The sequence below is a fragment of the Streptomyces corynorhini genome (genome assembly GCF_003346515.1).
Lineage (GTDB): Bacteria > Actinomycetota > Actinomycetes > Streptomycetales > Streptomycetaceae > Streptomyces > Streptomyces corynorhini.
This window is the reverse complement of the sequence record NZ_QQNA01000005.1, coordinates 1-23,115: the sequence shown is the minus strand read 5'-3', so window position 1 is coordinate 23,115 and position 23,115 is coordinate 1. Positions and strand designations below refer to the sequence as shown.

General features: G+C 69.7%; 18 protein-coding genes, 4 pseudogenes and 1 riboswitch. Of the genes and pseudogenes, 16 read left to right on the top strand and 6 right to left on the bottom strand.

What is annotated here, in order from left to right:
- Nucleotides 1-76: 76 nt before the first annotated feature.
- From DVH02_RS00995 to DVH02_RS00980, 4 genes are all read left to right on the top strand, one after another.
- A complete protein-coding gene (locus tag DVH02_RS00995) occupies nt 77-991 on the top strand; it encodes an ABC transporter ATP-binding protein (RefSeq protein WP_114621741.1) in 915 nt (304 codons plus the stop codon).
- Entirely contained in the window at nt 988-2,046 is a 1,059-nt protein-coding gene (locus tag DVH02_RS00990; RefSeq protein ID WP_114621740.1) for an iron-siderophore ABC transporter substrate-binding protein, read from the top strand. The genes DVH02_RS00995 and DVH02_RS00990 overlap by 4 nt, the downstream gene beginning before the upstream one ends.
- Nucleotides 2,043-4,148, top strand: coding sequence for an iron ABC transporter permease (locus DVH02_RS00985; RefSeq protein ID WP_114621739.1), 2,106 nt, complete (start codon nt 2,043-2,045; stop codon nt 4,146-4,148). The genes DVH02_RS00990 and DVH02_RS00985 overlap by 4 nt, the downstream gene beginning before the upstream one ends.
- A 166-nt stretch (nt 4,149-4,314) precedes the next feature.
- Nucleotides 4,315-5,421: a peptidase C39 family protein gene (locus tag DVH02_RS00980; RefSeq protein ID WP_114621738.1), complete on the top strand. Its 1,107-nt coding sequence runs from the start codon at nt 4,315-4,317 to the stop codon at nt 5,419-5,421.
- 243 nt (nt 5,422-5,664) lie between these two features.
- On the opposite strand, the gene DVH02_RS35000 is transcribed toward DVH02_RS00980, so the two are convergent.
- Nucleotides 5,665-6,504, bottom strand: a complete 840-nt coding sequence (locus DVH02_RS35000) for a methyltransferase domain-containing protein (protein WP_158575819.1) — start codon at nt 6,502-6,504, stop codon at nt 5,665-5,667.
- 466 nt (nt 6,505-6,970) lie between these two features.
- Between DVH02_RS35000 and DVH02_RS34995 the strand changes: the two genes are divergently transcribed.
- The 4 genes from DVH02_RS34995 to DVH02_RS00960 all read left to right on the top strand — a co-directional run bounded on the left by DVH02_RS34995 (nt 6,971) and on the right by DVH02_RS00960 (nt 11,032).
- Nucleotides 6,971-7,477 (top strand): hypothetical protein, encoded by a 507-nt coding sequence (locus DVH02_RS34995; RefSeq protein WP_158575818.1) that lies wholly within the window; start codon nt 6,971-6,973, stop codon nt 7,475-7,477.
- A 490-nt stretch (nt 7,478-7,967) separates the two neighbouring features.
- Complete coding sequence (locus DVH02_RS00970; protein ID WP_158575817.1) at nt 7,968-8,963, top strand: LacI family DNA-binding transcriptional regulator; 996 nt, start codon at nt 7,968-7,970, stop codon at nt 8,961-8,963.
- Between the two features lie 64 nt (nt 8,964-9,027).
- Complete coding sequence (locus tag DVH02_RS00965; protein WP_114621735.1) at nt 9,028-9,483, top strand: RpiB/LacA/LacB family sugar-phosphate isomerase; 456 nt, start codon at nt 9,028-9,030, stop codon at nt 9,481-9,483.
- Between the two features lie 190 nt (nt 9,484-9,673).
- Nucleotides 9,674-11,032, top strand: coding sequence for an MFS transporter (locus DVH02_RS00960; RefSeq protein WP_114621734.1), 1,359 nt, complete (start codon nt 9,674-9,676; stop codon nt 11,030-11,032).
- A 668-nt stretch (nt 11,033-11,700) separates the two neighbouring features.
- Here the strand turns inward: DVH02_RS00960 and DVH02_RS00950 are convergent.
- Nucleotides 11,701-12,615 (bottom strand): annotated as a pseudogene (locus DVH02_RS00950) (amidase family protein); the annotation flags it as partial.
- Nucleotides 12,616-12,811: 196 nt separating this feature from the next.
- On the opposite strand from DVH02_RS00950, the gene DVH02_RS00945 reads away from it, so the two are divergent.
- Together DVH02_RS00945 and DVH02_RS00940 are read left to right on the top strand one after the other, a co-directional pair.
- A complete protein-coding gene (locus DVH02_RS00945) occupies nt 12,812-13,612 on the top strand; it encodes a relaxase domain-containing protein (RefSeq protein WP_114621733.1) in 801 nt (266 codons plus the stop codon).
- Nucleotides 13,613-13,880: 268 nt separating this feature from the next.
- Nucleotides 13,881-14,792 (top strand): MerR family transcriptional regulator, encoded by a 912-nt coding sequence (locus DVH02_RS00940; RefSeq protein WP_114621732.1) that lies wholly within the window; start codon nt 13,881-13,883, stop codon nt 14,790-14,792.
- 32 nt (nt 14,793-14,824) lie between these two features.
- On the opposite strand, the gene DVH02_RS37075 is transcribed toward DVH02_RS00940, so the two are convergent.
- Complete coding sequence (locus DVH02_RS37075) at nt 14,825-15,163, bottom strand: hypothetical protein (protein WP_407697575.1); 339 nt, start codon at nt 15,161-15,163, stop codon at nt 14,825-14,827.
- A gap of 101 nt (nt 15,164-15,264) precedes the next feature.
- Between DVH02_RS37075 and DVH02_RS00930 the strand changes: the two genes are divergently transcribed.
- The 4 genes and pseudogenes from DVH02_RS00930 (at nt 15,265) to DVH02_RS00915 (ending at nt 18,214) form a co-directional block, all read left to right on the top strand.
- Nucleotides 15,265-15,792 carry a DapH/DapD/GlmU-related protein gene (locus tag DVH02_RS00930; protein ID WP_114621731.1) on the top strand — a complete coding sequence of 176 codons (528 nt, stop codon included), beginning with the start codon at nt 15,265-15,267 and terminating at the stop codon, nt 15,790-15,792.
- 450 nt (nt 15,793-16,242) lie between these two features.
- A pseudogene (locus DVH02_RS35845) lies at nt 16,243-16,762 on the top strand (response regulator transcription factor); the annotation flags it as partial.
- A complete protein-coding gene (locus DVH02_RS00920) occupies nt 16,734-16,937 on the top strand; it encodes a P-loop NTPase family protein (protein WP_199566121.1) in 204 nt (67 codons plus the stop codon). The pseudogene DVH02_RS35845 and the gene DVH02_RS00920, both read left to right, overlap by 29 nt.
- An 11-nt stretch (nt 16,938-16,948) precedes the next feature.
- Nucleotides 16,949-18,214 carry an ABC transporter permease gene (locus tag DVH02_RS00915; protein WP_407697576.1) on the top strand — a complete coding sequence of 422 codons (1,266 nt, stop codon included), beginning with the start codon at nt 16,949-16,951 and terminating at the stop codon, nt 18,212-18,214.
- On the opposite strand, the pseudogene DVH02_RS37070 reads toward DVH02_RS00915, so the two are convergent.
- Nucleotides 18,195-19,302: pseudogene (locus DVH02_RS37070) on the bottom strand (hypothetical protein); the annotation flags it as partial. The gene DVH02_RS00915 and the pseudogene DVH02_RS37070 sit on opposite strands and share 20 nt — an antisense overlap.
- Nucleotides 19,303-19,451: 149 nt before the next feature.
- Between DVH02_RS37070 and DVH02_RS34980 the strand changes: the two are divergent.
- Nucleotides 19,452-19,604 (top strand): hypothetical protein, encoded by a 153-nt coding sequence (locus tag DVH02_RS34980; RefSeq protein ID WP_158575814.1) that lies wholly within the window; start codon nt 19,452-19,454, stop codon nt 19,602-19,604.
- A 566-nt stretch (nt 19,605-20,170) separates the two neighbouring features.
- On the opposite strand, the gene DVH02_RS00900 is transcribed toward DVH02_RS34980, so the two are convergent.
- Both DVH02_RS00900 and DVH02_RS00890 read right to left on the bottom strand, forming a co-directional pair.
- Nucleotides 20,171-21,103: an alpha/beta fold hydrolase gene (locus DVH02_RS00900; protein ID WP_114621728.1), complete on the bottom strand. Its 933-nt coding sequence runs from the start codon at nt 21,101-21,103 to the stop codon at nt 20,171-20,173.
- A 742-nt stretch (nt 21,104-21,845) separates the two neighbouring features.
- Nucleotides 21,846-22,466, bottom strand: a pseudogene (locus DVH02_RS00890) (tetrahydrofolate dehydrogenase/cyclohydrolase catalytic domain-containing protein); the annotation flags it as partial.
- Nucleotides 22,462-22,547, bottom strand: a riboswitch (ZMP/ZTP riboswitch). It overlaps the preceding pseudogene by 5 nt.
- A 192-nt stretch (nt 22,548-22,739) precedes the next feature.
- On the opposite strand from DVH02_RS00890, the gene DVH02_RS34675 reads away from it, so the two are divergent.
- Entirely contained in the window at nt 22,740-22,970 is a 231-nt protein-coding gene (locus tag DVH02_RS34675) for a hypothetical protein (RefSeq protein ID WP_147285981.1), read from the top strand.
- Nucleotides 22,971-23,115 lie beyond the last annotated feature (145 nt).

Here is a 23,115-nt window from a genome sequence, read left to right as displayed (position 1 = left end):
GAGTCTGCGGCCCGGTCGGCAACGGCCGGACGGAGGGTGCCGCAGTCGTTGCTCCTCCAACCACCCGGAACCCTCAATGTTCACAGACCCCTCCCGCCGCGTCACGCTGCCCGGAGCCGATCCGGCCGCGCCGGAGGCAGCCCTCGGCGGCCACGATCTGGTGCTGCGCTACGGCCGGACGCCGGTCGTCCACGGCGTCTCGCTGACGTTGCGGCCCGGTCACGCGACCGCTCTGGTGGGACCCAACGGCAGCGGGAAGTCCACACTGCTGCGCGCGCTCTCGCGACTGCACCGGGTGGACGGCGGCCGGGTGACGCTCGGCGCCCGCGACGGACACCCCGAGCGCGAGGCGGCCCTTCTCAGCTCCCGCCAGTTCGCACGCGAGGTCACACTGTTCTCCCAATCGAGACCCGCGCCCCAAGGGCTGACGGTGAGGGAGGTGGTCGCGTTCGGACGCCACCCGTACCGGCGCGGCTTCGCCGGCCTGTCCGTCGACGACCGGAGCGCCATCGCACACGCCATGGGCGTCACCGGGGTGCGTGACATGGCCGACCGGCCCGTTGGCGAACTCTCCGGTGGGGAGATGCAGCGTGTCTGGCTCGCGGCCTGTCTGGCCCAGGACACCGGCGTTGTGCTGCTGGACGAGCCGACGAACCACCTGGACCTGCGCTATCAGATCGAGACGCTCGATCTGGTGCGTGATCTCGTCGAGGACCACGGGGCCGCGGTGGGGATCGTGCTGCACGACCTCGACCAGGCGGCCCGCGTCGCGGACACACTCGTCCTGATGTGTTCCGGTCGCGTACACGCCGTGGGCGCACCCGTCGATGTCCTCACCGCGGAGAACATCGGCACGGTCTACGACATTCGAGTCGAGGTCGGTGTGGATGCCCGTACGGGCTGTCTGCGCATCGACCCACTGGGGCGGCATTCCGTCCGGGGCGGCGTATCCGCCGTTCCCACGCATCACAAGAAAGAGGACTTTTCATGAACCGTGTCCGTCGTCTGACCGTGTCAGCCTCCGCGGGGCTGATCGTTGTCGCTGCCTCGGCTTGTGGAACCACCAGTGTCGACCAGGTCGAGACGGGCGGCAGCGCGTCACCCGCGTCGAAGAGCTGCGCCGGGGACACCACGGCGACCTCGACGGAGCCGGTGTCGTTCAAGGACGGTGTCGGCCGTCAGGTGACTCTCGACAAGCCGGCCAAGCGGATCGCCGTCCTGGAGTGGCAGCAGATCGAGGACGCGCTGACGCTGTGCGTCACCCCCACCGCGGTCTCCGACGCGAAGGGATACCGCACCTGGGTCAGCGCGGAGAAGCTGCCCGGCGGCGTGACGGACGTCGGCACCCGGGAGGAGCCCGACCTCGACACCCTGTACGCGGCGAAGCCCGACCTCATCGTCGTCGAGGCGTTCAAGGCCGACGACGAGACCATCAAGAAGCTGGAGAAGCGCGGCGTCCCCGTGATGGCCACGCGCGGAGCGAATCCGGCCGACCCGATCGGGAACATGCGGAACGTCTTCAGCATGATCGGCAAGGCGACCGGGCGCACCGAGCGGGCCGACCAGGTGCTCAAGGAGTTCGACGAGCACCTCGCCACGGCGAAGAAGCGGGTGGCCGACGCGGGTCTGCCGACCAAGGACTTCCTGTTCTTCGACGGCTGGCTCCAGGGGGGCAATCTGACGGTCCGTCCGTATGCCAAGGGCGCCTTGTTCACGGAGATAGGTGAACAGCTCGGTATGAAGCCCGCGTGGACGAACGACGTCAACAAGTCCCACGGGGACGGGGGCGTGGATCCTTCCTACGGTCTGGCGCAGACGGATGTCGAGGGGCTCACCGCGGTCGGGAACGCCAACCTCTTCTACGCCAATGACGAAGGGGTCGGGGGATATGTCAAGGCGCTGGAGAAGAGCCCGGTCTGGAAGTCTCTCCCGGCTGTGAAGGAAGGCCGTGCGCACTCCTTCCCGGCCCGCGTGTGGGGTGCCGGTGGTCCGCGTTCGTGTGCGCAGGCGATCGACGCGTACGTCGACGTGCTCGACAAGAAGTGAGCACATCCCGCGTTTCGGCACCCGGACGCGGACCGCTGCCGCCCGACGGCCACGGCGGCGGCGGTGCGGGCGGGGTGGCCGTTGTGGCGCTCCTGGTGATCGTCACGGCTCTGGTGGGTGCGTGGCACCTGACGCAGGGTACGTCGGGTGTCGGCGTCGGGGACCTGGTCCGCCACCTGGCCGGTGAACCGGACCGGTCGGGCGGGGTGCCGGTCGGCGAGATCCTGACCGGTTCCCGCCTGCCGCGTCTGTTCGCGGGCATAGCGGTGGGTTTCGCTCTCGGTACCGCGGGTGCGTTGTTGCAGTCCGTCACGCGTAACGCACTCGCTTCACCCGACACGCTGGCGGTCACCGCCGGGGCCTACTTCACGCTCTCGTGTGTCGCGGCCTTCGGTCTCGTTGTGCCGTTGTGGGCCTCGGGAGCGGTCGCCTTCGCCGGTGGTCTGCTCGCGGCGGTGCTCGTGCTGGCTCTCGCGGGCCGGGCGGCGGGCACGACGGGTACCCGTCTGATCCTGGCCGGATCGGCGACGGCGATGGCCCTGGACGCGGCGACCGCGATGCTGCTCATCCTGTTCAAGCAGAACACGACCGGTCTGTTCGCCTGGGGAAGCGGCTCGCTCGCGCAGCTGAACATCGACGCGTCGCTACGGGCCCTGCCGCTCGTGGTGACGGTGTTGTGTGCGGCTTTGGCGCTGTCCCGGCGGCTGGATGTGATGAACCTCGGAGACGACGCCGCGTCCTCCCTCGGCGTACCGGTGCGGAGCACCCGGGTGACGGCCGTGCTCTGCGCGGTGGTTCTGACCAGTACGGCGGTGACGCTCGCGGGCCCGATCGCTTTCGTCGGACTCGGCGCTCCCGTCCTGACCCGCCTGATCGCGGGGCGGGTCGGGACACTGCACCGGCATCTGTTCATGGTGCCCGTGTCGGGGCTGCTGGGCGCGTTGCTGATCCTGCTCGCCGACGCGTCGCTGCGGGCGATCCAGGGCGCCGAGGGGGCCGCGTCGATTCCCACGGGTGTGCCGACCGCGTTGCTGGGCGCCGTCGTGATCGTGGTTCTGGCCCTGCGGCTGCGCGATACGGGCCAACTGCGGCAGCCGCCGCACGCCCGGGTCGGCATCCGCTCGCGCCGGGTGTTCCTCGTGGTCGTGCTGGGTGTGCTGGTGCTCCTGGCCGCGGCGGTCGTCGTGGCGGTCCTGGCGGGGAGCCTCTGGCTGCGTACGGGGGACATCGCGCTCTGGGCGCGGGGGAGCGCCCCGGACCTGGTGGGCCGGGCGCTCGACGACCGGGTTCCGCGGGTGGCCGCCGCGGTCCTGGCCGGTGCGGCGCTCGGGCTGGCCGGGTGTGCGGTGCAGAGCGCGGTGCGCAACCCGTTGGCCGAGCCGGGGGTGCTCGGAATCACGGCGGGCGCCGGGCTGGGTGCGGTGAGCGTCGTGACGTCGGGTCTGTCCGGCGGCCGGCCGCTGCTCGTCGCCGCGGCGGTCGTGACGGGGCTCGCCACGTTCGGGCTGATCGCCCTGCTGGCCTGGCGAGGCGGCCTTCTGCCGGACCGGTTCGTACTGATCGGCATCGGCTGCGGGTACGGCCTCAGCTCCATCACCACCTTCCTCCTGCTGCGGGCCGATCCGTGGAACACACCGCGGATCTTCACCTGGCTCTCCGGCACGACCTACGGGCGCACTTTTCCCGATGTCGTACCGGTCGCGGTGGCGCTGGCCCTCGCGTTCCCCGCGCTCCTCGCCATGCGGGGCCGGCTCGACCTGCTCTCCGTCGACGAGGACACCCCGCGCGTGGTCGGTGTGAGGCCACAACGCACACGCTTCGCCGCTCTGGGGATCGCCGCGGTACTCGCCGCGCTCAGTGTGATCGCTATCGGCGTCGTCGGTTTCGTGGGACTCGTCGCCCCGCACCTGGCCCGGTCGTTGGTAGGGGCCCGGCACGGCCGTGTGATCCCTGTCGCGATGCTGCTCGGCGGGCTGCTGGTGTGCGTGGCCGACACTCTCGGCCGTACGCTCGCCGCACCCGCGCAGATACCGGCGGGCCTCATGATCTCGCTGGTCGGTGCCCCCTACTTCGTCTGGGTCCTGCGGCGGTCCCGCGCATGACACCGGGAAGCACGCTCGCCTCCGTCGGCGCGCACACCACCGAACGCCGCGCACACCCACGAACGCCGGGAGCGCCGCCGTTGCCGCCGCACCAGAAACCTCCCACCAGGAAACCTCCCACCAGGAAACCTCCCACCAGGAAACGTCCCACCAGGAAGTACCTGACATGCCTCATCGGGGAACGCAGTTGAAGAGCACCCTTTTCCCGTTCGAGCCCGAGGCGTTGCCGACATCGCTGACGCGGCTCGTCCACCACGACGTGCTGGAGCGCTGGCGCGCGGTCGACCGCTCCGGGCACGCCCCCCGCGTCGTGGCCGTGCCCGGGGACGACAGTGTGCGCTGGAGGGCCGCCGCGCTGGTGACGGCCCGCCCGCGGACGGCCTATCTGAAGATCGTCGATGCCGTCGGTGACGTACCGACGGCCGTCGACGCCGTGGTGTCCCACGCACGCCATCGGGGGCTGGCGCAGGTCAAGTGGGAAGGATGGACGGCGGACGCCGAGCGGGCCGCCGCTGTCGGCTTCACCCCGCTGCGGCCTCCGCTCGCGCGGGCCGAGGACGCGGGAGAGCCTGATCGCGGCTACGTACGCTGGCTGTGCGACGCCGAGGTGACCGAGCCCCCGTACTACCGGCAGACGACCCACTTCACGTGCGGCGCCGTCACCGCCCTGGTCGCGCAGGCGCACGCGGGGACGCTGCCGCCCGCGTCGCTCGACCGCACGGCGGAGCTGGCCCTGTGGCGCGACGCGACGAATTTCCCCGCGTGCGAACCCGTCGGACTGGGCGTCGCCGTGCGCCGCGCGTGGCCCTCGTCCCCGGTCACGGTCTTCCTCGACGCGGAGGGTCCCGTCCTGATCGACCACCTTCCGGAGGCCGAACGCGCGTGGCGGGCCGTACTCCAACGCGTGTCCCGCACGGACGCCGAGCGGGCCGGCGTTCCGGTCGACGCACGCCACCTGCCCCTGACCGCGGTCCGTAATGCGCTCGGCCGCCGGGAACACGTGCTGCTCCTGGTGTCGCTGGCCGCGATGCAGGGATTCGACGTGCCGCACTGGGTGCTCTGCCACGGCGCCGTACCCGGCGCCGTCGTGATCGAGGACCCCTGGGCCAACGCGGCCACGGGGGACACCTGGGTCGACGCCCACCTGCTGCCCGTACCGGACGCGTCGCTCGACGCGATGTCGACGATCTCGTCGGCCGGCTACCGCGGTGCTGTCGTCATCGGCCGTCCGCGGCGGCGCGACGCGTCGCGCGGTGAACAGGTCGACCAGTAGATCCGGTTTCGAGTACGAGTCGATGCCGCCGCCGACCCTGTGCGCAGGGGCAATCGACGCGGTGACCGGTCAGATCCTCGGCAGCTGTGCGTGGATTTCGACGACAGGGCCCAGCTCGCCGACGGGGGATGGCCGGTCCTTCGAGGGCGGGCCGCTGTCTACCGCTCCGACCACCGGCAGTGCCGGGCTGCACCGCGCGTGACGGGGAACTCGGCGCGCCGCCGGGCCTCGTGGCTGTCGCGGTCAGCGTTTGCGGGCCCGTACTTGTACGAGGAGGCTTTCGCGGACGGTGGTGTGGGGCTGGCCGAGGTGGTTGTGGAGTGTGCTGGTGAGCGAGTCGAGCTCCTCCGACGTGAGCGTTGTGTGCCGCAGGAGGCGGTCGCGGAAGAGACGGGCGAAGGACAGGAGCAAGGTCTGGTAGCGGTCACCCGGCTGCCAGTAGTAGGCGTGGGCGCTGGTCCGGATGTCCGTGAGACCGGCTTCCCGCACGAGGCCGGGCAGCCGGGCGCCGATGTGGACGTCGCCTCCGAAGACTCCGGCGAGCAGGTCCTTGAGGCGGCTCCACGCAGGGTGGGGCGGGTCGCACTGCCAGGTCGCCCAGTCGAATTCCTGGACCGCGACCCACCCCCCGGCCCTGACCGAGGCGGCCATCGAGTTCAGGATCCGGCGGGGGCGGGTTGTGTTGATCAGCAGCAGTCGGCAGTGGGCCAGGTCGTAGCGAGCCTCGGCGGCAGCGGGGGGCGGCAGGGCTTGGTGGCGGACTTCGACGTTGCCGAGGGCGAGTTCGGTGACGGACTCCCGGGCCCAGCCGATCATCCGGTGATCCGTGTCGAGGCCGGTGACCGACCCGGCGGGGCCGACTCGTTCGCTGAGAAGGTCGAGGATGCCCAGCGGACCGCAGCCCAGGTCGAGCACGCGCGCGATCGGCGGCAGGGGGATCGTGTCCAGGAGGGAGGCGGAGGCCGGGCGCAGGAGTTCGCACTGGGCGAGGAGCCGCTCCCGCTCGGCGCACGAGGATCCGAGCAGATACTCGGCAGCCGCCGGAGAACTCCCGTCCCGTACCGTGGTTGTCGCTTTGCTCACGTGTCCTCGATCCGCCTCGCACGACCACCAGCGCGGGCAACAGATAGTGCTTCCTTCGTCACGGGAAGCAATATCCTGACGGTCGACGCTCTGGCAAACCCGCCCGCGGGAACAGCCCCGAACACTCTTCTGACGCCAGGCACTTTCGAGTGGGCACGGGTCGGCCTCCGGACGCTCCCGGTGGTCCCGGCCGCCCTGTCCCCTCGCTGGAGCAAGGCCCTGACCAGCAACGACCGGATCAACCGCCCCAAGGCCGGGCATCGAAGCGGTACGCGCGCACAGCGACTCCGACCACCGCGCAACGTCTAATCTGGCACGCACGCCACAATCGGGTGGCTCGCAGGATCGCCGCCGCTCCCTCGGGGCTGCCGATATCCAGCCGCCGACCGGACCGAGGACGCTCGTGGCCCCCCATACCCTCCGACCTGGACCGGAGCCCGCGCTGCACGGCCTGGACCCTGCTGTCATGGCCTTCTCCGCCGCGGCAACACGCATACTCCTGACCAGCGATGGCCTGACCACCCCCCTCCTCCAGGCACTCGTACGCGGCCCCCTGCGGGCCAGGGTCGGCGATGTACGGACCGTCGGCCCGACCGTGCTCCCGCCCGGCCTGCGCGCGGCACTCCGCCCCGACAGCACCGACGACTGCCTGCTCCGCAGGGCCCGCTTGCTGACGGTCACGGGGCAGCCCGTGTCGGACAACACGGTCGCGGCCCGCTCGGGAGTGGATCCGCGCGTCGACAGGGCCGTCGCCGACCCCTCACGACCGGTGGGATTCGCGCTCGACGAAGCCGGGGTGATGCTGCGCCGGCGCATCGTCCACGTCGGCCTCGCCACATGGCCGGACGGAACCCCCTGCGCGGCCAAGACCTACACCCTCGACAGCAACGGACGGCCACTCCTGTGTATCCGGGAACTGTTCGCCCCCTCCGTCGTCGACGCGTCCCTGCACACGGAAAGCCGGCCAGGGTGAGACGCTCCCGGTCGGCCAGGGCAGGCGGGACTTTGAAGACAGGGCCTCGGTGCCGTCATCCTGGCCCTCCGCGGAACCTTCGGTGGGAACGCCGTACTGCCGCTCACAGCCGGACACCGCCGTGAGACCGGCATGATGGCGCAAGCGCGACGCCACTTCCGGAGAGACGCCGTCACCGGCCGCGGGTCCTGCCCGCGTACCTCACCTCGTCGCGTTGCCCGGCCTTCGGCGGAGGTTCGAAATACAGCCGCGGATCTTCGTCCTCGCGACCAGCGGTGGACGCTCAACTCCCCTACACGCGTCGCCAATTACCGAAATTGATCGGCGGGGTCACGGGGGCGCCCGGAACCGGACGTCCCGCGCCGGGGCCGAGTTCTCCCGTGCGGTGCTGCCGCCTCGGGACGCGGACGGGTCTTGCTCCTTTCGTGTTCCGTGTGCGATCTTTGAGGCATTCCCGCTATGGAAACGTTTCCACGAGGAGGTGGAGCCGGTGACCACGATCAAGGACGTCGCGGCACGGGCCGGAGTCTCGCTGGGTACCGCGTCCCGGGTGCTCAACGGGAGCAGTCAGACCTCGCCCGACTCCCGGTCCCGCGTTCTCGCCGCCGCGGCCGACCTGGGCCATATCAGCAACGGACCCGCCCGGTCCCTGCGGCGTTCCCGTACCGACGTGCTGGGGCTGCTCGTCTCGGACATCCGCAACCCGTTCTTCTCCGAACTCGCCCACGCCGCGGAGCAGGAGGCGCGCCACCACGGCTACACCGTGCTGCTGGCCAACGCGAACGAGGACGCCGGACAAGCCGACGCGTACTTGCGGACCTTCGCCTCGCAGCGCATCGACGGCCTGCTGTTCTCCCCGCAGGGCACGGTCTCGCCGCAGCTCGCGGCGACCCTTGCCTCCGGGCTGCCGCTCGTCTTCCTCAACCGTACGGTCGAGGGCGTCGACGCCCCGCTGTACGGCACCCACAATGCGGAGGGCGTCGGCCATGTCCTGGCCTGGCTGCGGCAGCGCGGACACCGTGACGTGGCGTTCATCGGCGGCCCCGACACGATCTCCACCGGCGCGGAACGCCGCGCCGCCTACCTCGCCGGGCGTGAGAAGCACGGGATCAGCACCGACGAGAGGCTGCTCGACGCCGGTGACTTCCTGGCCGAGGGCGCGGCCGAGGCCATGCGCCGCGTCATCGACCGGGGCGTCCCCTTCACGGCCGTCTTCGGCGCGAACGGTCTGACCACCCTCGGTGCCGTGCGCGCGCTGCGCGAGCGGTTCGGCGCGGAGCGGGCCGCCCGCGTCGAGGTCGTCTCCTTCGACGACCTCGACTGGTTCGAGTTCGCGTCACCGCCCATCAGCGCGGTCCGCAACGACGCGGCCTCGATCGGCCGCCTCGGCGTGCGCGGCCTGGTCGACCTCCTCGCGGGCCGCCCTGCGTCCGGTCAACGCATCGCCACGTCCTTCGTCGACCGGTCACGGGGAGGCGTCCGATGAACGGGCGCCTCGCCCCCGTGGACGGTCCCGACAGGGCCGAAGCCCGCAACGAAAGGATCAGCCGATGAAGGTCGCTCTCGGAGCGGACCATGCCGGGTTCCCGCTCAAAGCGGCCGTGCGCCGGGCGATCGAGGACCTCGGCCACGAGATCGTCGACTGCGGCACCGACAGCTCAGCCCCCGTCGACTTTCCCGACATCACCCGGGCCACCTGCGACCCGGTGCTCGCCGGAACCGCGGATCGGGCCGTGCTCGTGTGCGGCACCGGTCAGGGCGCCGTGATGGCCGCGAACAAACTGCCCGGCATCCGCTGCGGTCTGGCCCACGAGCCCTACTCCGCCCACCAGGCCGTCGAGCACGACGATGCCAACGCCATCGCCATGGGCGCCTGGCTCGTACCCCACGCGCTCGTGCCCGACATCGTCCGCGAGTTCCTCGCCGCCACCTTCGACGACGACGAGGACACCCGCCGCCGAGTCACCAAGCTCAACGCGCTGGACACCCTGACACCGCCGGCCTGACACCGTCGGCCTGACACCGCCCGCGGGCGAGGTCCGGCCCAACCCCCGTCGTGCGCCGCCGCCGAACGCCGCCGCGCGTCGCCTCGGCATACCCGAAACCACCGGAGAGGAAGCCCGGCCCTGCCCTGCCGGCCCGGGACTCCCGCATCACGCACACGCGATCCGGAGACCCCCTGCGAGGAGAATTTCCATGTCCACCAGCACCGTTGCTGGACGGCGAAGCGTGCTCGGCACGAAGGACCGCGTCAAGACCGCGGTCGCCGCGGCCGTCGGCACCAGCGTCGAGAACTACGACTTCATCGCCTACGGAACCGCGTCCGCACTCTACTTCGGAGCCGTCTTCTTCCCCGAGAGCGACCGGTTCGTCGGCACACTCCTGTCGTTCGCCACCCTCGCGGTCGGCTTCGTCATGCGCCCCCTCGGCGGCGCGATCGGCGGCTACTTCGCCGACAGGGCCGGTCGTAAACCCGTCCTGATCGCCGCCATGGTCGTCATGGGCGCCTCGACCTTCCTCATCGGTGTGCTGCCGACCTACGGGCAGGCCGGTGTGGTCGCACCGATCCTGCTCGTGGCGATCCGCATGATCCAGGGACTGGCGTTCGGCGCCGAATGGGGCGGGGCGATCACCATGGCCTACGAACACGCCCCATGGCACCGCCGCGGTATGTTCGCCGCCATCCCGCAGTCCGGCAACCCCTTGGGCATCGCGCTCGCCAGCGGCGTATTCGCCTGGAGTTCCACACTCGACGGCGACTGGCAGTGGCGAACTCCCTTCCTGCTCAGCGCCGTCCTCGTCATCGTCGCGCTGATCGTGCGCTCCCGGCTCTCCGAATCCCCCGAGTTCCAGGAAGCCCAGGCCAGCGGTAAGACCGAGAAGAACCCCTTCCTCGCGACTCTCCGCGACGACTGGCGGAGCATCCTGCGTGTGATCGCCCTGCGCGTCGTCGAATCCTTCGCCTACTACTCCACCGCGACCTACCTGCTCAACTACATCACCGAACGCAACCCCGATCTGCGCCCGGTCGCTCTCGGCGCCATCACGGCCGCCAGCCTCCTGGCCATCGCGGTCACCTTCCTGGCCGGCACACTCACCGACCGCATCGGACGGCGCCCCCTCTACATCGCGGGCTGCACGGCGGCGATCCTCTTCGCCTTCCCGATGTACCTGCTCACCAACATCGATCACCCCATACCGGTCGTGGCCGTGTTCATCATCGGCATCGGGCTCATCCACGCCTCGCTGACCGGGACACAGGGGGCCTTGCTCACCGAGCAGTTCCGCACCGCCACCCGCACCTCGGGAGCCTCACTCGGCTACCAGATCGCCGCGGCCATCGGCGGCTTCGCACCGCTGCTCGCCGCAGCCCTGGTGGGCGCCTTCGGCTGGCCCGGCGCCGCCCTGCTGTACCTCGGCGCCGCTGTGATCGGCCTCGTCGGAATTCTCGTCACCAAGGAAACCTGGGGCCACGACGAGCGCGAGCGCGTACGCGCACTCGTCGCCGAAGAACACCGCTCCTCACCTCACACCGGGAGGCAAAGCCGTGTTTGAGAAGTCCCGACGGCCCGACGGCCCGGCGGCGCCGGTCATCGGGTGGCCTGCGAGCGCGGCGAGCCCGAACGGTCCGGGCAGCGTACCGGCCCGCTGAAGCGGCGGTCGGCGGGCTCCAGCAGTCCCGATTACGGGTGATCAGTCCTTGGTGGGTGGTGAGCACCGCGATGCAGTCCGCCGGGTACGGCTCATCGGTGGCCCACCGTGCGGCCGTGCGCGATGAACTCCACCACGACGGTGTCCGGCCGGTCCGTGTGACGCACGGTGTGAAAGCCGGGATCGCCTGCACGTCCATCACGTCCGGGTGGCCGACCGGACAGCCCCGGACGGCCTCACGTCCGGTCAGCCGTCTCGGTGGGGCGCCTTCGGCGAGAGGGAACGCGGCGCCGCCGTACTCCGCCCACAGATCGGCGATGGCATCCATGTCTTTGGCCAGCAGCAGGTCCAGCGGCAGCTCCAGCAGCTGGCGAGGGGTCTCTTCTGAAGTGCGTGGTGGCACGGGGACTCTCCAGCGTCAGCAGGACGAGTGACCGCACCGGAGCGGGCGCACGAGGCGGTGCCGTGGAAGGCACCGGTGAGCCCCGGACCACTGGTCCGCGGTCAAGCCGAGCGCCGTTGCGCCAACCTGACCGAGTGAGCAGCGCCTGGCACGGCTCGGCGGGGCAGATCCCGGCCGGTACCGTGGGGGCCCGGCCCGACCAGGGGCATGCCTGTTCGAGTTGTCCGGCAAGGCGGAAGAGGCGGCCTTCGAGCCCGTATCCGGCGGCGAACTGCGCACCGGTCGGGAGTCCCGTCTCCCCGTCTCCGCGTCGGCCGTTACCGGCATGGCGGGCCTCCCCGCGCAATACGTCGTGGGGGCCGAAGTACCGCGCCAGGCTTCGGGCGACCCGGTTGCGGATTTCGAGAGCGGTGACGAACCGGGCGCCGGTGACCCGCTGCCCGTAGTGGTAGCCGGCCAGGATGGGCGGCTCCAGGGCCGAGGAGTCGACAGGCCGGTCGAAGGCGGCGGCCAGCTCGTCGACCGAGGCCGTGAGATTCGCCGCCCACTGACGGGCGGCGGCCAGGACGAACTGCTCCCAGTCGGCCCCGAGGTCGACCTCGACCTCCTCCACCTGGTGGCCGAGGGATTCGAGCAGGCGCGCGATGTGGGAGAGCGCGTCGGCCACCGGCGTGGTCGTGCGGTGCCCACCCCATGGCTGGCTGAGTACGCCGATCCGCAGCGAGCCCGGGTGGCGGGTGACTTCCTCCGCGTACGGCTGGGACGGCTCCTGGGCGAAGTACGGGTCACCCGGTTCCGGGCCGCGGATCTGGTCGAGCGGTGCCGCGCTGACGCTGTCGCTGTCGCGTTCGGTGCGGCTGACGCTGACGCTGTTGTGCACGACCAGGCCGTTGAAGAGTTCGTCGAAGCAGGAGCCCACGGAGACCCGGCCACGAGTGGGCTCCAATCCGAACAGGCCGTTATCGGCGGCGGGTACGCGGATCGAGTCCGTGGCGTCGGTGGCGTATGCGACCGGGACCACACCGGCAGCGACAGCCGCGTCGGCGCCCCGATCCACGAGACCCCTGTGACCCCCAGCCGTCCGCACCGCTCAAGCGGTCCGGCTTCGGCCGGTCGCTGGACCCAGCGATGATCGAGCACTCCCCGACCGACGAGCAGGCCGAAGGCGTCAACGAGCAGCAGTTCCAGCTCGGTTGCCTGTCGGTTGTCTGCCGGTGGCCGGGGGCATGTTTCGGTAGCATCGTTAGCTTCCGACGTTTCCGACAGGCGAAAGGTGTCGCATGCTGACGGTTCGGACGCTCAGGATGGCGGACGTCGAGGCCCGGCGTGCCGTAGAGCCCTCGGTGGCGCCCGCAGCGTTCGCGCGGCCGCAGGACCCGCCGGATCGGCGGGCGCACACGGTCTGGACCGGCTCGGCCGAAGCACTGCGGGCCTTGGGCCTGCGGCGGGGCGATGAGGCGAAGAGCGGGCACCTGGCCGCGGCGATAGCGGGGCGGCACGCGGACGGCGGGGCGCTGGTCCGGGCCGACGGCGCGGCGTACGACCTGACCTTTGTCGCCCCGACCTCGCTGTCCTGGTTGTGGGCCCAGGGGGACCCCGCACTCCGCGTTGACCTGGAGCAGGCAGTCCTGGCCGCCGCCGACCACTGTGTCAACTACCTCGTGCACAACAGGCCGCTGATCGACGGCGCCGAGCCCGGCCGGGGGTGCGCCGCCGCACTGGCACTCCACGCGGTCGGCACGCCCCCCTCTACGCCGCCCACGCCGCCCCTGCTGCATGTGCACGTCTATCTCGTCGGCGTGCTCGATGACTCCGGGGCGCTGCGCGGCCCGCATCACCGAGCGCTGTACGAGAAGTCCCTGACGCGCGAGGGCGGCGCCGTGGGCCGGGCTGCGCTCGCCGAAGACCTGCGCGGGCTCGGGTTCGGCATCACGCCCCATACCGGCCGCGGGGGTCGCGGTTTCGAGATCACGGGTGTGCCCGAGGGCCTGCTGCGGATGGGGCAGTCGGCCGACAAGGGCTGCGCAGACCTGGGGGAGGAGACCGACCGCGACCCGTGGAACGACGATTCCTGGCAGTGAATGGTGAAGACACCACAGCACCCGTTCGACAGACTTGCGGTTCGGTTCGAGGCGACGGGTTCAGGTCGCGGCGATTCATCAGTGGCTGCGAGCCCTCAGCCCGCTGTCGTGCGGATGCCCCGGCAGAAAACGACGTGCCTGCGGTCATTATGGAGGAAGGGCACGTTTCCTGGCATTGGCGCGGAGCGGTGTGCGGGGGTTGCACCTTCCGTAGCGGCATGTGGTCCGGTGGACCTGCGTCCCGGTCCCTTGAGGAAGGTCCCCGCTCATGCATTCGTCTTTCATGCCACCCCGCCAGGTCAAGATCGGTGACGCGGCGGCCTTCGCCGGCACCACGCCACGGGCGATTCGCCACTACCACGAGATCGGCCTGCTCCCCGAGCCTGAGCGGGGCGGCGATGACCGCCGCCGCTACGGGTACGAGGACATGATCCGCCTGCTGTGGATTCGCAAGATGGCCGACGCCGGGATCGCCCTGGACGACATCCGTGACGCCTTTGCCACCGGCACGGCTTCCGTCGGCGCGGACAGCGGAGAAGGTATCGCGGGCATCCTGGAGCGGTTGGAGGAAACCCTCGCCGAGCAGGAGGCGGAATTGCGGCGGCAACGGACCGCCGTGCGGCGGATGCGCACCGAAGGCAGCCGGATGGGCCTGCTCTCCGACTTCGTCACCGCACACCTCAAGAGCCTGCCCGAAGGCTCCCTGCGTCAGGCTGACCTGGACAGTCTGCTGGTCACTGAGCGGATCTTCGGCCCGCTCGGCGCGGCCGTCCAGGCCACCCGCTTCGTCGTCCTGGCCACGCATCCGACTCTGCGGGAGGATTCCGACCGCATCGATGACGCCGAGGAGGCACTCGATGACAGCGTCGCCGTCGATGATCCACGGGTAGCTCAGGTGGCCGCCGAGCGGCACGCCTTCGAGAGCGCCCTGCACGCCGCCATCGAGGAGTCCGGCCTGGACAAGGACGACGATGCCCTCTTCGACGCCTGGGACACTTTGTACCCCGCCACCGCCGATGACGGCGAGGACGCGGCCGACCTCAGCTCCAGCGGGCGAGAGGCTGGCTCCATGAGCGCGTTCGAAGCCATCGGCAGGATGCCCTACGACTTCTCCCCAGCCCGCCTGCGCTGCATGGAACTGGCCGTAGAACTCTCCGCCCAAGACTCACCCGCTACCTGAAACACGGCTGGGGCGTGTTGTGAAAGTGCTGGTTACAGCCACTCGTTGAGGACTGCGACCCGTGCAGTCGTCTCGTAGCGGACGGCGAGTTTGTCGTATCTCGTGGCGACCGCGCGACAACGCTTGAGCCGATCGATGCCGCACTCGACCGTGTGCCGCTGTGGGTAGTCGGTCTTGTCGAACTTCGGGGCAGCCAGCTCGCGTGCTTCGAAGCCGTGCCGGAAGGTGCTGTCCGAGTGGGCCCGATCCGGCCGCCGAAAGGGCGATTCGCCGTGCTCCAGCATCTCCGTGGGCAAGTCGGTGAACCTGTTCGTCACGTGTGCGCAGATCGACAGGATCGACGCGGCCATCTGCACCGGCTCCCGTTCCACTTCCCCAACCATTGGTTGTGTCTGGTGTGGTGCGGGGTTGTTTGATCGAGTGTTCCGCGCGGTGGTGGGATCAGCGCATGTCTACCCGCACAGAGCAGGTCATGTATGTCCGGACGCCTGAGTTCGCGCGTCATGTGGAGCGGATCGTGGAGGTGACCGATGCGACGTCTCGGCTGAACGTGCTTCCGTTCAGCGACAGCGAAGGGCGTGCGGAACTTCTCTCCGTTGTGTTCGGTCGCCCGCTGCCGGAGTCGGTGTTGATCTACCCGCCGTTCTTTACCGAGTACGGACTCGACACGACGTTCGGGGAGAACGTCTTCGTCAACCAGGGATGCACCTTCATGGACAAGGGAGGCATCCGTATCGGCAACGGCGTCATGATCGCCCCCAAGGTCAGTCTCATCACCGGAGGCCATCCACTGCCCCGGGCCGAGCGCCGCGAGTACCTCTCCTTCGCCCCGATCGTCATCGAGGACGACGTCTGGATCGGGACGGCTGCCGTGATCACGCAGGGGGTGACCATCGGTGCCGGTGCGGTGGTCGCTGCCGGCGCGGTGGTCACTCGTGATGTTCCAGCCGGCACCGTGGTCGCGGGAGTGCCCGCCCGGGTGATCAAGACGATCGGCTGAGACCGGCCGGGTGCGCGGCAACGCCGCGGTCTGATCCTGATGCCTCGTCACGCCCGACTGGGCGACCGGCAGTGGGACCGGCAGCGGGGCCGCATCCGGCCTCTGCCCTGCGGACGCGCGGCTTCGTGCCGACGGGCGGCGGCCAATCGCGGACTCCTGCAACCGGGCGGCCGAACGTCTCACCCCGTCCGTCGCAGAGCGCAATCTCACCACGGACATGGGGGCAGCGGCGGCACTGGTGCCACTGGTGGCACTGGTAGCACTGGTGGCCGACTACAACACGGGCGACCTTTCCGGGGCCGTGTCGGGCGTCAGGGCGAGGAGGCAGCGATGCCCGTCGAACCGTTGGATGGACGGTGTGGCATCGGTGAATTCCTTAACGGTCTCGCAATCCAGGCCGTGTTTTGCTGCCTGTGGCGCGCCATGTGGGCGCGAGCGTGGGAGGAAGACATGCGCGTGCTGATCGTGGGGGACGAATTGCTCCTGGCGGAAGCGATCCAGACGGGGCTGCGTCGAGCGAGTATCGCGGCTGACGTGGTGCACGACGGCGACACTGCCCTGGAATACGTCCTGGTCAACGATGACGACGTGGTCGTCCTCGACCGTGACATACCGGGAACGCACGGCGACGACGTGTGTGCGCATCGTCGTCGAACGCCCCCGCGCCCGGGTGCTGATGCTGACGGCGGCGCGAACCCTCGACGACAAGGTAACCGGTTTCGAACGGGGCGCCGACGACTACGTAGCGAAACCCTTCGACTTCCCGGAACTTGTGCTGCGGTTGCGTGCCCTCGATCGACGAAACCAGCCGGCGGCGCCCCCGTCGCTGGAGGCAGCCGGCGTCAGGCTCGATTCGTTCCGGCAAGAGGTGTACCGGAACGGGCGGCAGGTGCGCCTCGGCCGGAAGGAGTTCGCCGTCCTGGAACAGCTCATGCGTGCCGGTGGCGGCGTACTCAGCGCCGAACGGCTGCCTCGATTCGGCGTCGGGTGCGACCGTCGTCGAACTCCTGCACGAGATCAACGCGGAGGGAACCACCGTCGTGGTCATCACCCACGATGCGGAGCTGGCCGCGCGGTTGCCGCGTCAGATCGCCATCCGCGACGGGCGAGTCCTCTCCGACTCCGCCGAGAAGGCGATCGTATGAGCGCGTCGATGATTTCAGCGGCCGCGCCGAGCCCGGCACCTCCACGTCCGCCCCGTTCACGGTTGCTCGGCCGAGACCTGCTGCGGCTGGGTACCGTCGGGCTGCGCACCCGGCCGGCCCGCGCGGTCCTGTCGGCGTCGGGCATCGCGATCGGTATCGCGGCGATGATCGCTGTCGTCGGCATCTCGGCGTCGAGCCAGGCGAAGCTCAACGCCCGATTGGCGGCTCTCGGGACGAACCTGCTGACCGCGCAGGCCGGCAAGAGCGTCTTCGGACAGGACACGAAACTGCCGCCGGACACCATCGCGAAGATCGGCCTCCTGGACGGAGTCGAGAGCGCGAGCGGCGTCGGCGACCTCGATGCCGGGGTGTACCGCAGCCACTTCTCCGACAAGGACGCCACCGGCGGCATCACCGCCCGTGCCACCGATCTCCACCTGCCCGGCACCGTGGGCGCCAGGCTCGCGGCGGGAGCCTGGCTGAACCACGCCACCGCGAATCTCCCCACCGTTGTCCTCGGCTCGAAGGCCGCCGAACGGCTGGGCGTCGCCTCCACCGGATCCCAGGTGTGGATCGGCGACCGGTACTTCACCGTGGTCGGAATCCTCGAAGCCGTGCCGCTCGCGCCGGATCTCGACACCCCCGCGCTGCTCGGCACCCCGATCGCGCGCTCGCAGTTCGGCTACGACGGCAGCCCGACCGTCGTCTACGAGCGCTCGGCGGACGCAGCCGTGGAATCGGTGCGTTCCCGCCTTGGCCGCACGGTCAACCCGCAGGCACCCGAAGAGGTCACGGTGTCCCGGCCCTCCGACGCCCTCGCCGCGAAGAACGCCGCCGACGAGGCGTTCACCGGGCTGCTCGTCGGGCTCGGTTCGGTCGCCCTCCTCGTCGGCGGCATCGGCGTGGCCAACACGATGATCATCTCAGTGCTGGAACGCCGCCGCGAGATCGGTCTCCGACGCGCCCTCGGCGCCACCCGCAGCCACATCCGCAGGCAATTCCTCATCCGCAGGCAATTCCTCGCCGAAGCACTCCTGCTCTCGGCGTTCGGCGGACTACTCGGCTCGCTGCTCGGCGTCGCGGTGACCGCGGGCTTCGCCTTCATCAAGGGCTGGCCCCTCACGGTGCCACCCGTGGCCCTGGTGATCGCGGTCGGCGCCACCCTGCTCATCGGAGCCGTGGCCGGACTGTACCCGGCAATCCGCGCCGCGCACACACCCGACAGCCGCCTTGAGCGGATGAGAGGCAAGGGCGTTGTCACGTCGTTGGGTGCGTGATTGGGGCGGAGCGGGGTGAGACACCACTGAACGTGGGCGAACTGCTCTGATCAAGCCGACCACGGACGGGAAGCCAGCCGGTGCCCCTGACGGTGGGATTCCATCCGGCTTTCCCGGCCTCTGGCGGTGGCCGCCGCGGTGGTCGGTGCAGGAGCGGCGCCGCCCAAGGCCCCACATCCGACGGCAGTTCCGGGGCGGCGCCCCTCCGCCGCAGCAGCGGCGGGGCGCGCTCCGGAGTGCCGACCTTGTGGTGGGCGGGCCGTTGGTAGGGCTGACCGGTGGCGAGGACTCGTCCCACGTCATGACGGGTGGCGGGCCACCGGTTCCTGGCCCCCGGTGGCCGACCGGTACCGGAGCGTGCGGGTTTCGGTGCACCGGCTCGGATAGCGGCCTTGGGACGGATGTTCCGAAACCCCCGCCGGACGCGGGCCGGGGTGAGACGTTCGGGCGGGGCCGGTTTCTCCCCGGTACGTCGGAGGTCCTGAACGAGTGGACGAGCGAGGCGGAGCCGGGCGTGGGCGGTGATGATCAGCCAGGTTTACCGGTCGGCGGCTTACGGGCTCCGGAGGCGGGGGATGTCCCTGCCGAGGGTCTGCGTCAGCATCCTGAAGGTGTGCTCGACGTCGCATCGTCGCAGGAACGCCCGTCGGCAGCGGTCGACATAGGCGCCGGTGGCGCCGGTCTTGGACCACCACCGCCACACCGGCGTCGGCTCGGCGCCGGACGGTGGGCGAGAGACCTCCAGCCGGATCACGGTGCCCTCGACGAGCGGCAGTTCGGCGGCGTGGTCGAGTCACGCGGCCCGGCGCGTCGGCCGCGGGTGCAGCCGGTCCCGGGCCCGTGCGGTCGCCTTCCCGTATCGGCGAGTATCAGAGACGGTGATTGCGTGCTCCTCGCCCCAGACGATGCTTGTTGTCGCCGTACTCGTACGTGTGGCAGAAGCACCGGTCGGGGGCGGTGTCCGCGTCCGGCTGAAGCCACGGCGAGACGTCCACCGTCAGCACCGGGCGCCCGTCGGCCGCCTTCGGCAGCGGTGTCGAGACCAGAGCCCGACGTAGTCCATCCATCTCCAACCGCCCCTGGTTCAGGTGGGGTGACCTCCATTCGGCGGCCTTGTTGTGTGCCGTGTGGCGACAACTCATCCACGCGCGTGTGATGTTCCCGGAGTTCCCAGGAGTTGCTGCGTTGGGCCGACGACAACGTCGAGCGCGGTATGCGCGGCCAGGGTGCGGTACAAGTGCATGGAGTCACCGACCCCCGCACGACGCAGTCGGCCGTCCGAGGTGCGGAGCAGTGCTTCGTCAACGACCGCATGGCGTGGCTGGTATGTACGACGGGCGAGGAACTGCCCGTGTGCGCGTTCGACGCTGCTGACCTGCTGACCTGCTGACCTGCTGACCTGCCGATCTGCCGGACCCGATCGGATTCCCGATCTGGTCCGACGACCCGAGCGCACATACCAAGACCCTCGGCCGTCTGCGGACCGTGCGGTGGTACGAGGCCGGGATGACGCTGCGGATCCTCGTCCTGGACGACGCCGGGCCGTACTGTACCGGCGCACCCTGGAGGACCCGGGAGCCAGGCCAATCCGACCTGGGCATGCCAGATCCAGGGCTCCCTCGTCGGCGGCCTGGCCATCGGCTTCGGCGCGACGATGGCTACTCCCGCAAGTGGGTCGGGCCGTACCTGGTCACCCCTACCGGATGCGAAGACGCACCGTCCTCGGAAGAGAACGAGTCGTCAACGTCCTGCGCCGCTGACGCGGCGAGACAGTACCGAAGCCCCGGCTCCAGGTGACCAGGGGGAGCCAACATCCGCCCCGAGGATAGAAGTCAAGCCGAGCACAGCCACAGGCTGTGCTCCGCCGCGCAGGCGCCCTGACCGCCGAATAGAGAGACCGCTTGGACGGTCAACAGCCGCCAGATGAAACCAGCGTGACGGACCTTCAAGGGCTGCTTACCGCAGGTCGTCGGTGGCCTGTGCGGTGACCTTCCGTACTGCCTTGATGGCGAGGTCGGGCCGGTCGACGTAGATGTAGTGGCCGCTCTTGGCGGCGGTGCTGAGCTTGCTGTTGGAGGAGAGCGCGAGCCACTGCTCCTGCCCCTTGGACCACATCTCTTCCAGGGCGGGACCGTATTCGGGCACCTCGGCGTACTGGCTCTCGTGCTTGATGATCTCCACGGGGATGTCCCCGGCGGAGCTGACCTTCGCGTCCTCGATGACGAACTTCTCCTGGTTCTCGCCGCTGTTGGCCGCGATGGTCCCCGCGAGCAGTTGCGCGCCCTGGCCGGTGGCCGACTTGGGGATCGCCTTCGAGACGCCGGCGTTCAGCGCCGGGATCGTGGCGTCCATCAGCACCAGTCCCTTGACCCGGTCCTGGTGCTCGGGGGCGTACCGGGCCGCGATCTGTCCGCCCAGCGAGTGACCGGCCAGGACGGCCGGACGGTCACCTGCGACATCGTCGAGCACGGCGGTCAGGATCTTCGCGCTGTCGGCCTGGTGCTGGAGGCCCTTGGGCTTGTCGCTCGCGCCTTCGCCCAGCCGGTCGTAGGAGCAGACCCTGGCCTGCTCACTGAGGGTCTTCTGCAGGCCGGCAATCTTGCCAAGACCGTCACCCACACCGGCCAGCAGCAGGACGAGCGGCTGGTCTTTCTCCGCCGTCTTGCCGGAGCAGGAGACGTTCACCGACCGGTCTCCGACCTTGATCTTCTTGGTTCCGGTGAACGTGTTGCCGAGGGCGTCATCGAGGGCTTCGTCGACGGCGTCGTCGATGGACTTGTCGACGGCCTTCTCGGCGGGTGAGGGGGAATCCTCGCAGGCAACGAGCCCCGTGCCGACCACTGCACAGCACAGTACGGCCATGGCGGTTGCCTTGACGGTGTGCATCATGAGGAACTCCAAGAAGAATTGGGGGAAAGTTCGTTTATTCCGACGGCCGATGGCGCTATGACTGAACGTTATGGAAACGGCGATCCGGAATCGTCACCCCCGGGAGTGCACTTGCATGTGGCTCACGCGGGGGACAGCGAGAATGCCCCACTGGACGACTTGGGCCTCCAGAGCCCACCGGGCCCGCGACGATGCTCGTTCACCAGCGACAGAGATCAGCGACAGGGCGAGTTCCAGCCGGGGCACCTCTGGATGTCGGACGTTGGTCCAGCAGAGGTTCTCCCGCTCGGAGGGCGGTCTCGTTCAGTTCGGGTGGCAGGGGGGATGGCCAGGGTGCCGTCGTCGCGGAGTGCGGCGTGGCGGGCGAGTTCGGCGAGTACCCGTTCGGGGGTGAGGCGGGTGCGGGCCGCGATGGCGCGCAGGTGGCGGCCGACGTCTGCGGGCAGCCACACGTCGGCCCGCGGCTCGTCCCTCGCTTCCCGCTGTTCGTGCATCCGGGCGGCGTGTTCGCCCGGGGCTGTCAGGCGGAGCCTTTCGTGTCACGGTCCGGGTTGTACGACGATCACGGACCGGCGTTCGTAGGCGGCGTCGATGAAGCGGTAGAACGCTTCGGCGGCGGCCTGTCCGGAGGGCAGCATGACCCACTCACGGCTCACCGCCCTCGTGGGCGGCGAGCCGTCACCAGAAGAACAGCCGACCCGACACACCGCTCTCCCGTTCTGAGCGAAACCCCAGTGCTCCCGATTCCGAGTTGGTTCGCGGCGGCTCCCACGGTCTGCGTGAGCAGGGCGGCGATGTTCGTCGGTCCGACGCCACCGGGCACTGGAGTGATCAGACGGGCGCGGATGAGGACGGCGTCGAAGTCCACGTCACCGATGTTGCCCCGGTTGTACCCGGCGTCAATCACCACCGCGCCTGACCCCGTCGACATCTTTCTCCGGTGCAATGGCCTCGAACGCCGCGCGTTCGTCGATGTGCGGGCCGCGAGGATGCTGAAGCAGGATTCCGCGGACTTCCGGATCGCCGGACAGACCAGCGAGGGTGTCGATCAGTTCGGCGGCCGTGGTGGTGGCCGGCAGGCCGATGTGCCGGGACTGGATGCCTGCTTTCGCGCACCGTGCCCGCTTCATACGGACATACGTAACCGACGCGGGATCCTCTCCCACCAGCACCAGCACCAGCACCAGCACCAGCACCAGCACCGTCGCCAGCACCGTCGCCAGACGGGGACCGGTACCCGTGCGCCGTGAGACCTCCGCCGCCTTGGCCGCAGCCTCTTCGCGATGCGTCTGGCAAGACCGGTGCCGTCCAGGAGCTGAGCTGTCTGAGTCGGGACATCGTCGCCTCCAGGCGCTGCTGACACTCGCCCAGGCGCCCGGCATCGACACCTCGTCAGCCCGCTCCCCGGTGGTGCTCCACCTCAGCGCCAGTCACGTTCACGCGGCACTGGAGCAGTCGCTGGATCTTCGCCAGGCGCCGATCGGCGTCCTCGGCCAGGAAGCGACTTACGAACCTCATACTCCTCTGCGCTGACGTCGATTTCTCTCGGGTCGTGGCTCACATTCCGTGACACGCACACGTTGAGCAGTGGGGAATCTATTGGGAGTTCGAGGTCCAGGTCGTGCACAGTAGAGGGATGACTGAGTCGTCCTTGCCTGGTGGCTTCATCAATCACGTCGTGCGTGTCGGCGCCACAGTGCGACGGCCCCCATCGGCCAGCTCGCGGTTCATCGGCGACCTGTTAAAGATGCTTGAGGCTAACGGCTGGCCCGGTGCACCGAGCTACTACGGCATCGACGAAGAGGGCCGTGAAATTCTCGCCTACCTCGATGGGCATGTGGCCTGGGAGCCGCGACAGCCGTTGTGAGTTCTCACTGATGTTGAGGCAGCGTTGTGTCTCTGGCCTGCGGTGCTGCGGATGCGCTGAGATGTAACGGCAGTTGCCTTCTTCTGTTGGAAGCACCTGTGATCTGCCGTCTTGCGTGTTGGTTGAGAATGCTGCAGATGTAATG

Bases quoted from the DNA above. Each gene is read 5' to 3' on its own strand.
- DVH02_RS00995 (WP_114621741.1), top strand. From the start codon at position 77: ATGTTCACAGACCCCTCCCGCCGCGTCACGCTGCCCGGAGCCGATCCG.
- DVH02_RS00990 (WP_114621740.1), top strand. From the start codon at position 988: ATGAACCGTGTCCGTCGTCTGACCGTGTCAGCCTCCGCGGGGCTGATC.
- DVH02_RS00980 (WP_114621738.1), top strand. From the start codon at position 4,315: ATGCCTCATCGGGGAACGCAGTTGAAGAGCACCCTTTTCCCGTTCGAG.
- DVH02_RS34995 (WP_158575818.1), top strand. From the start codon at position 6,971: ATGGCCTTCTCCGCCGCGGCAACACGCATACTCCTGACCAGCGATGGC.
- DVH02_RS00965 (WP_114621735.1), top strand. From the start codon at position 9,028: ATGAAGGTCGCTCTCGGAGCGGACCATGCCGGGTTCCCGCTCAAAGCG.
- DVH02_RS00960 (WP_114621734.1), top strand. From the start codon at position 9,674: ATGTCCACCAGCACCGTTGCTGGACGGCGAAGCGTGCTCGGCACGAAG.
- DVH02_RS00945 (WP_114621733.1), top strand. From the start codon at position 12,812: ATGCTGACGGTTCGGACGCTCAGGATGGCGGACGTCGAGGCCCGGCGT.
- DVH02_RS00940 (WP_114621732.1), top strand. From the start codon at position 13,881: ATGCATTCGTCTTTCATGCCACCCCGCCAGGTCAAGATCGGTGACGCG.
- DVH02_RS00930 (WP_114621731.1), top strand. From the start codon at position 15,265: ATGTATGTCCGGACGCCTGAGTTCGCGCGTCATGTGGAGCGGATCGTG.
- DVH02_RS00900 (WP_114621728.1), bottom strand. From the start codon at position 21,103: ATGATGCACACCGTCAAGGCAACCGCCATGGCCGTACTGTGCTGTGCA.
- DVH02_RS34675 (WP_147285981.1), top strand. From the start codon at position 22,740: ATGACTGAGTCGTCCTTGCCTGGTGGCTTCATCAATCACGTCGTGCGT.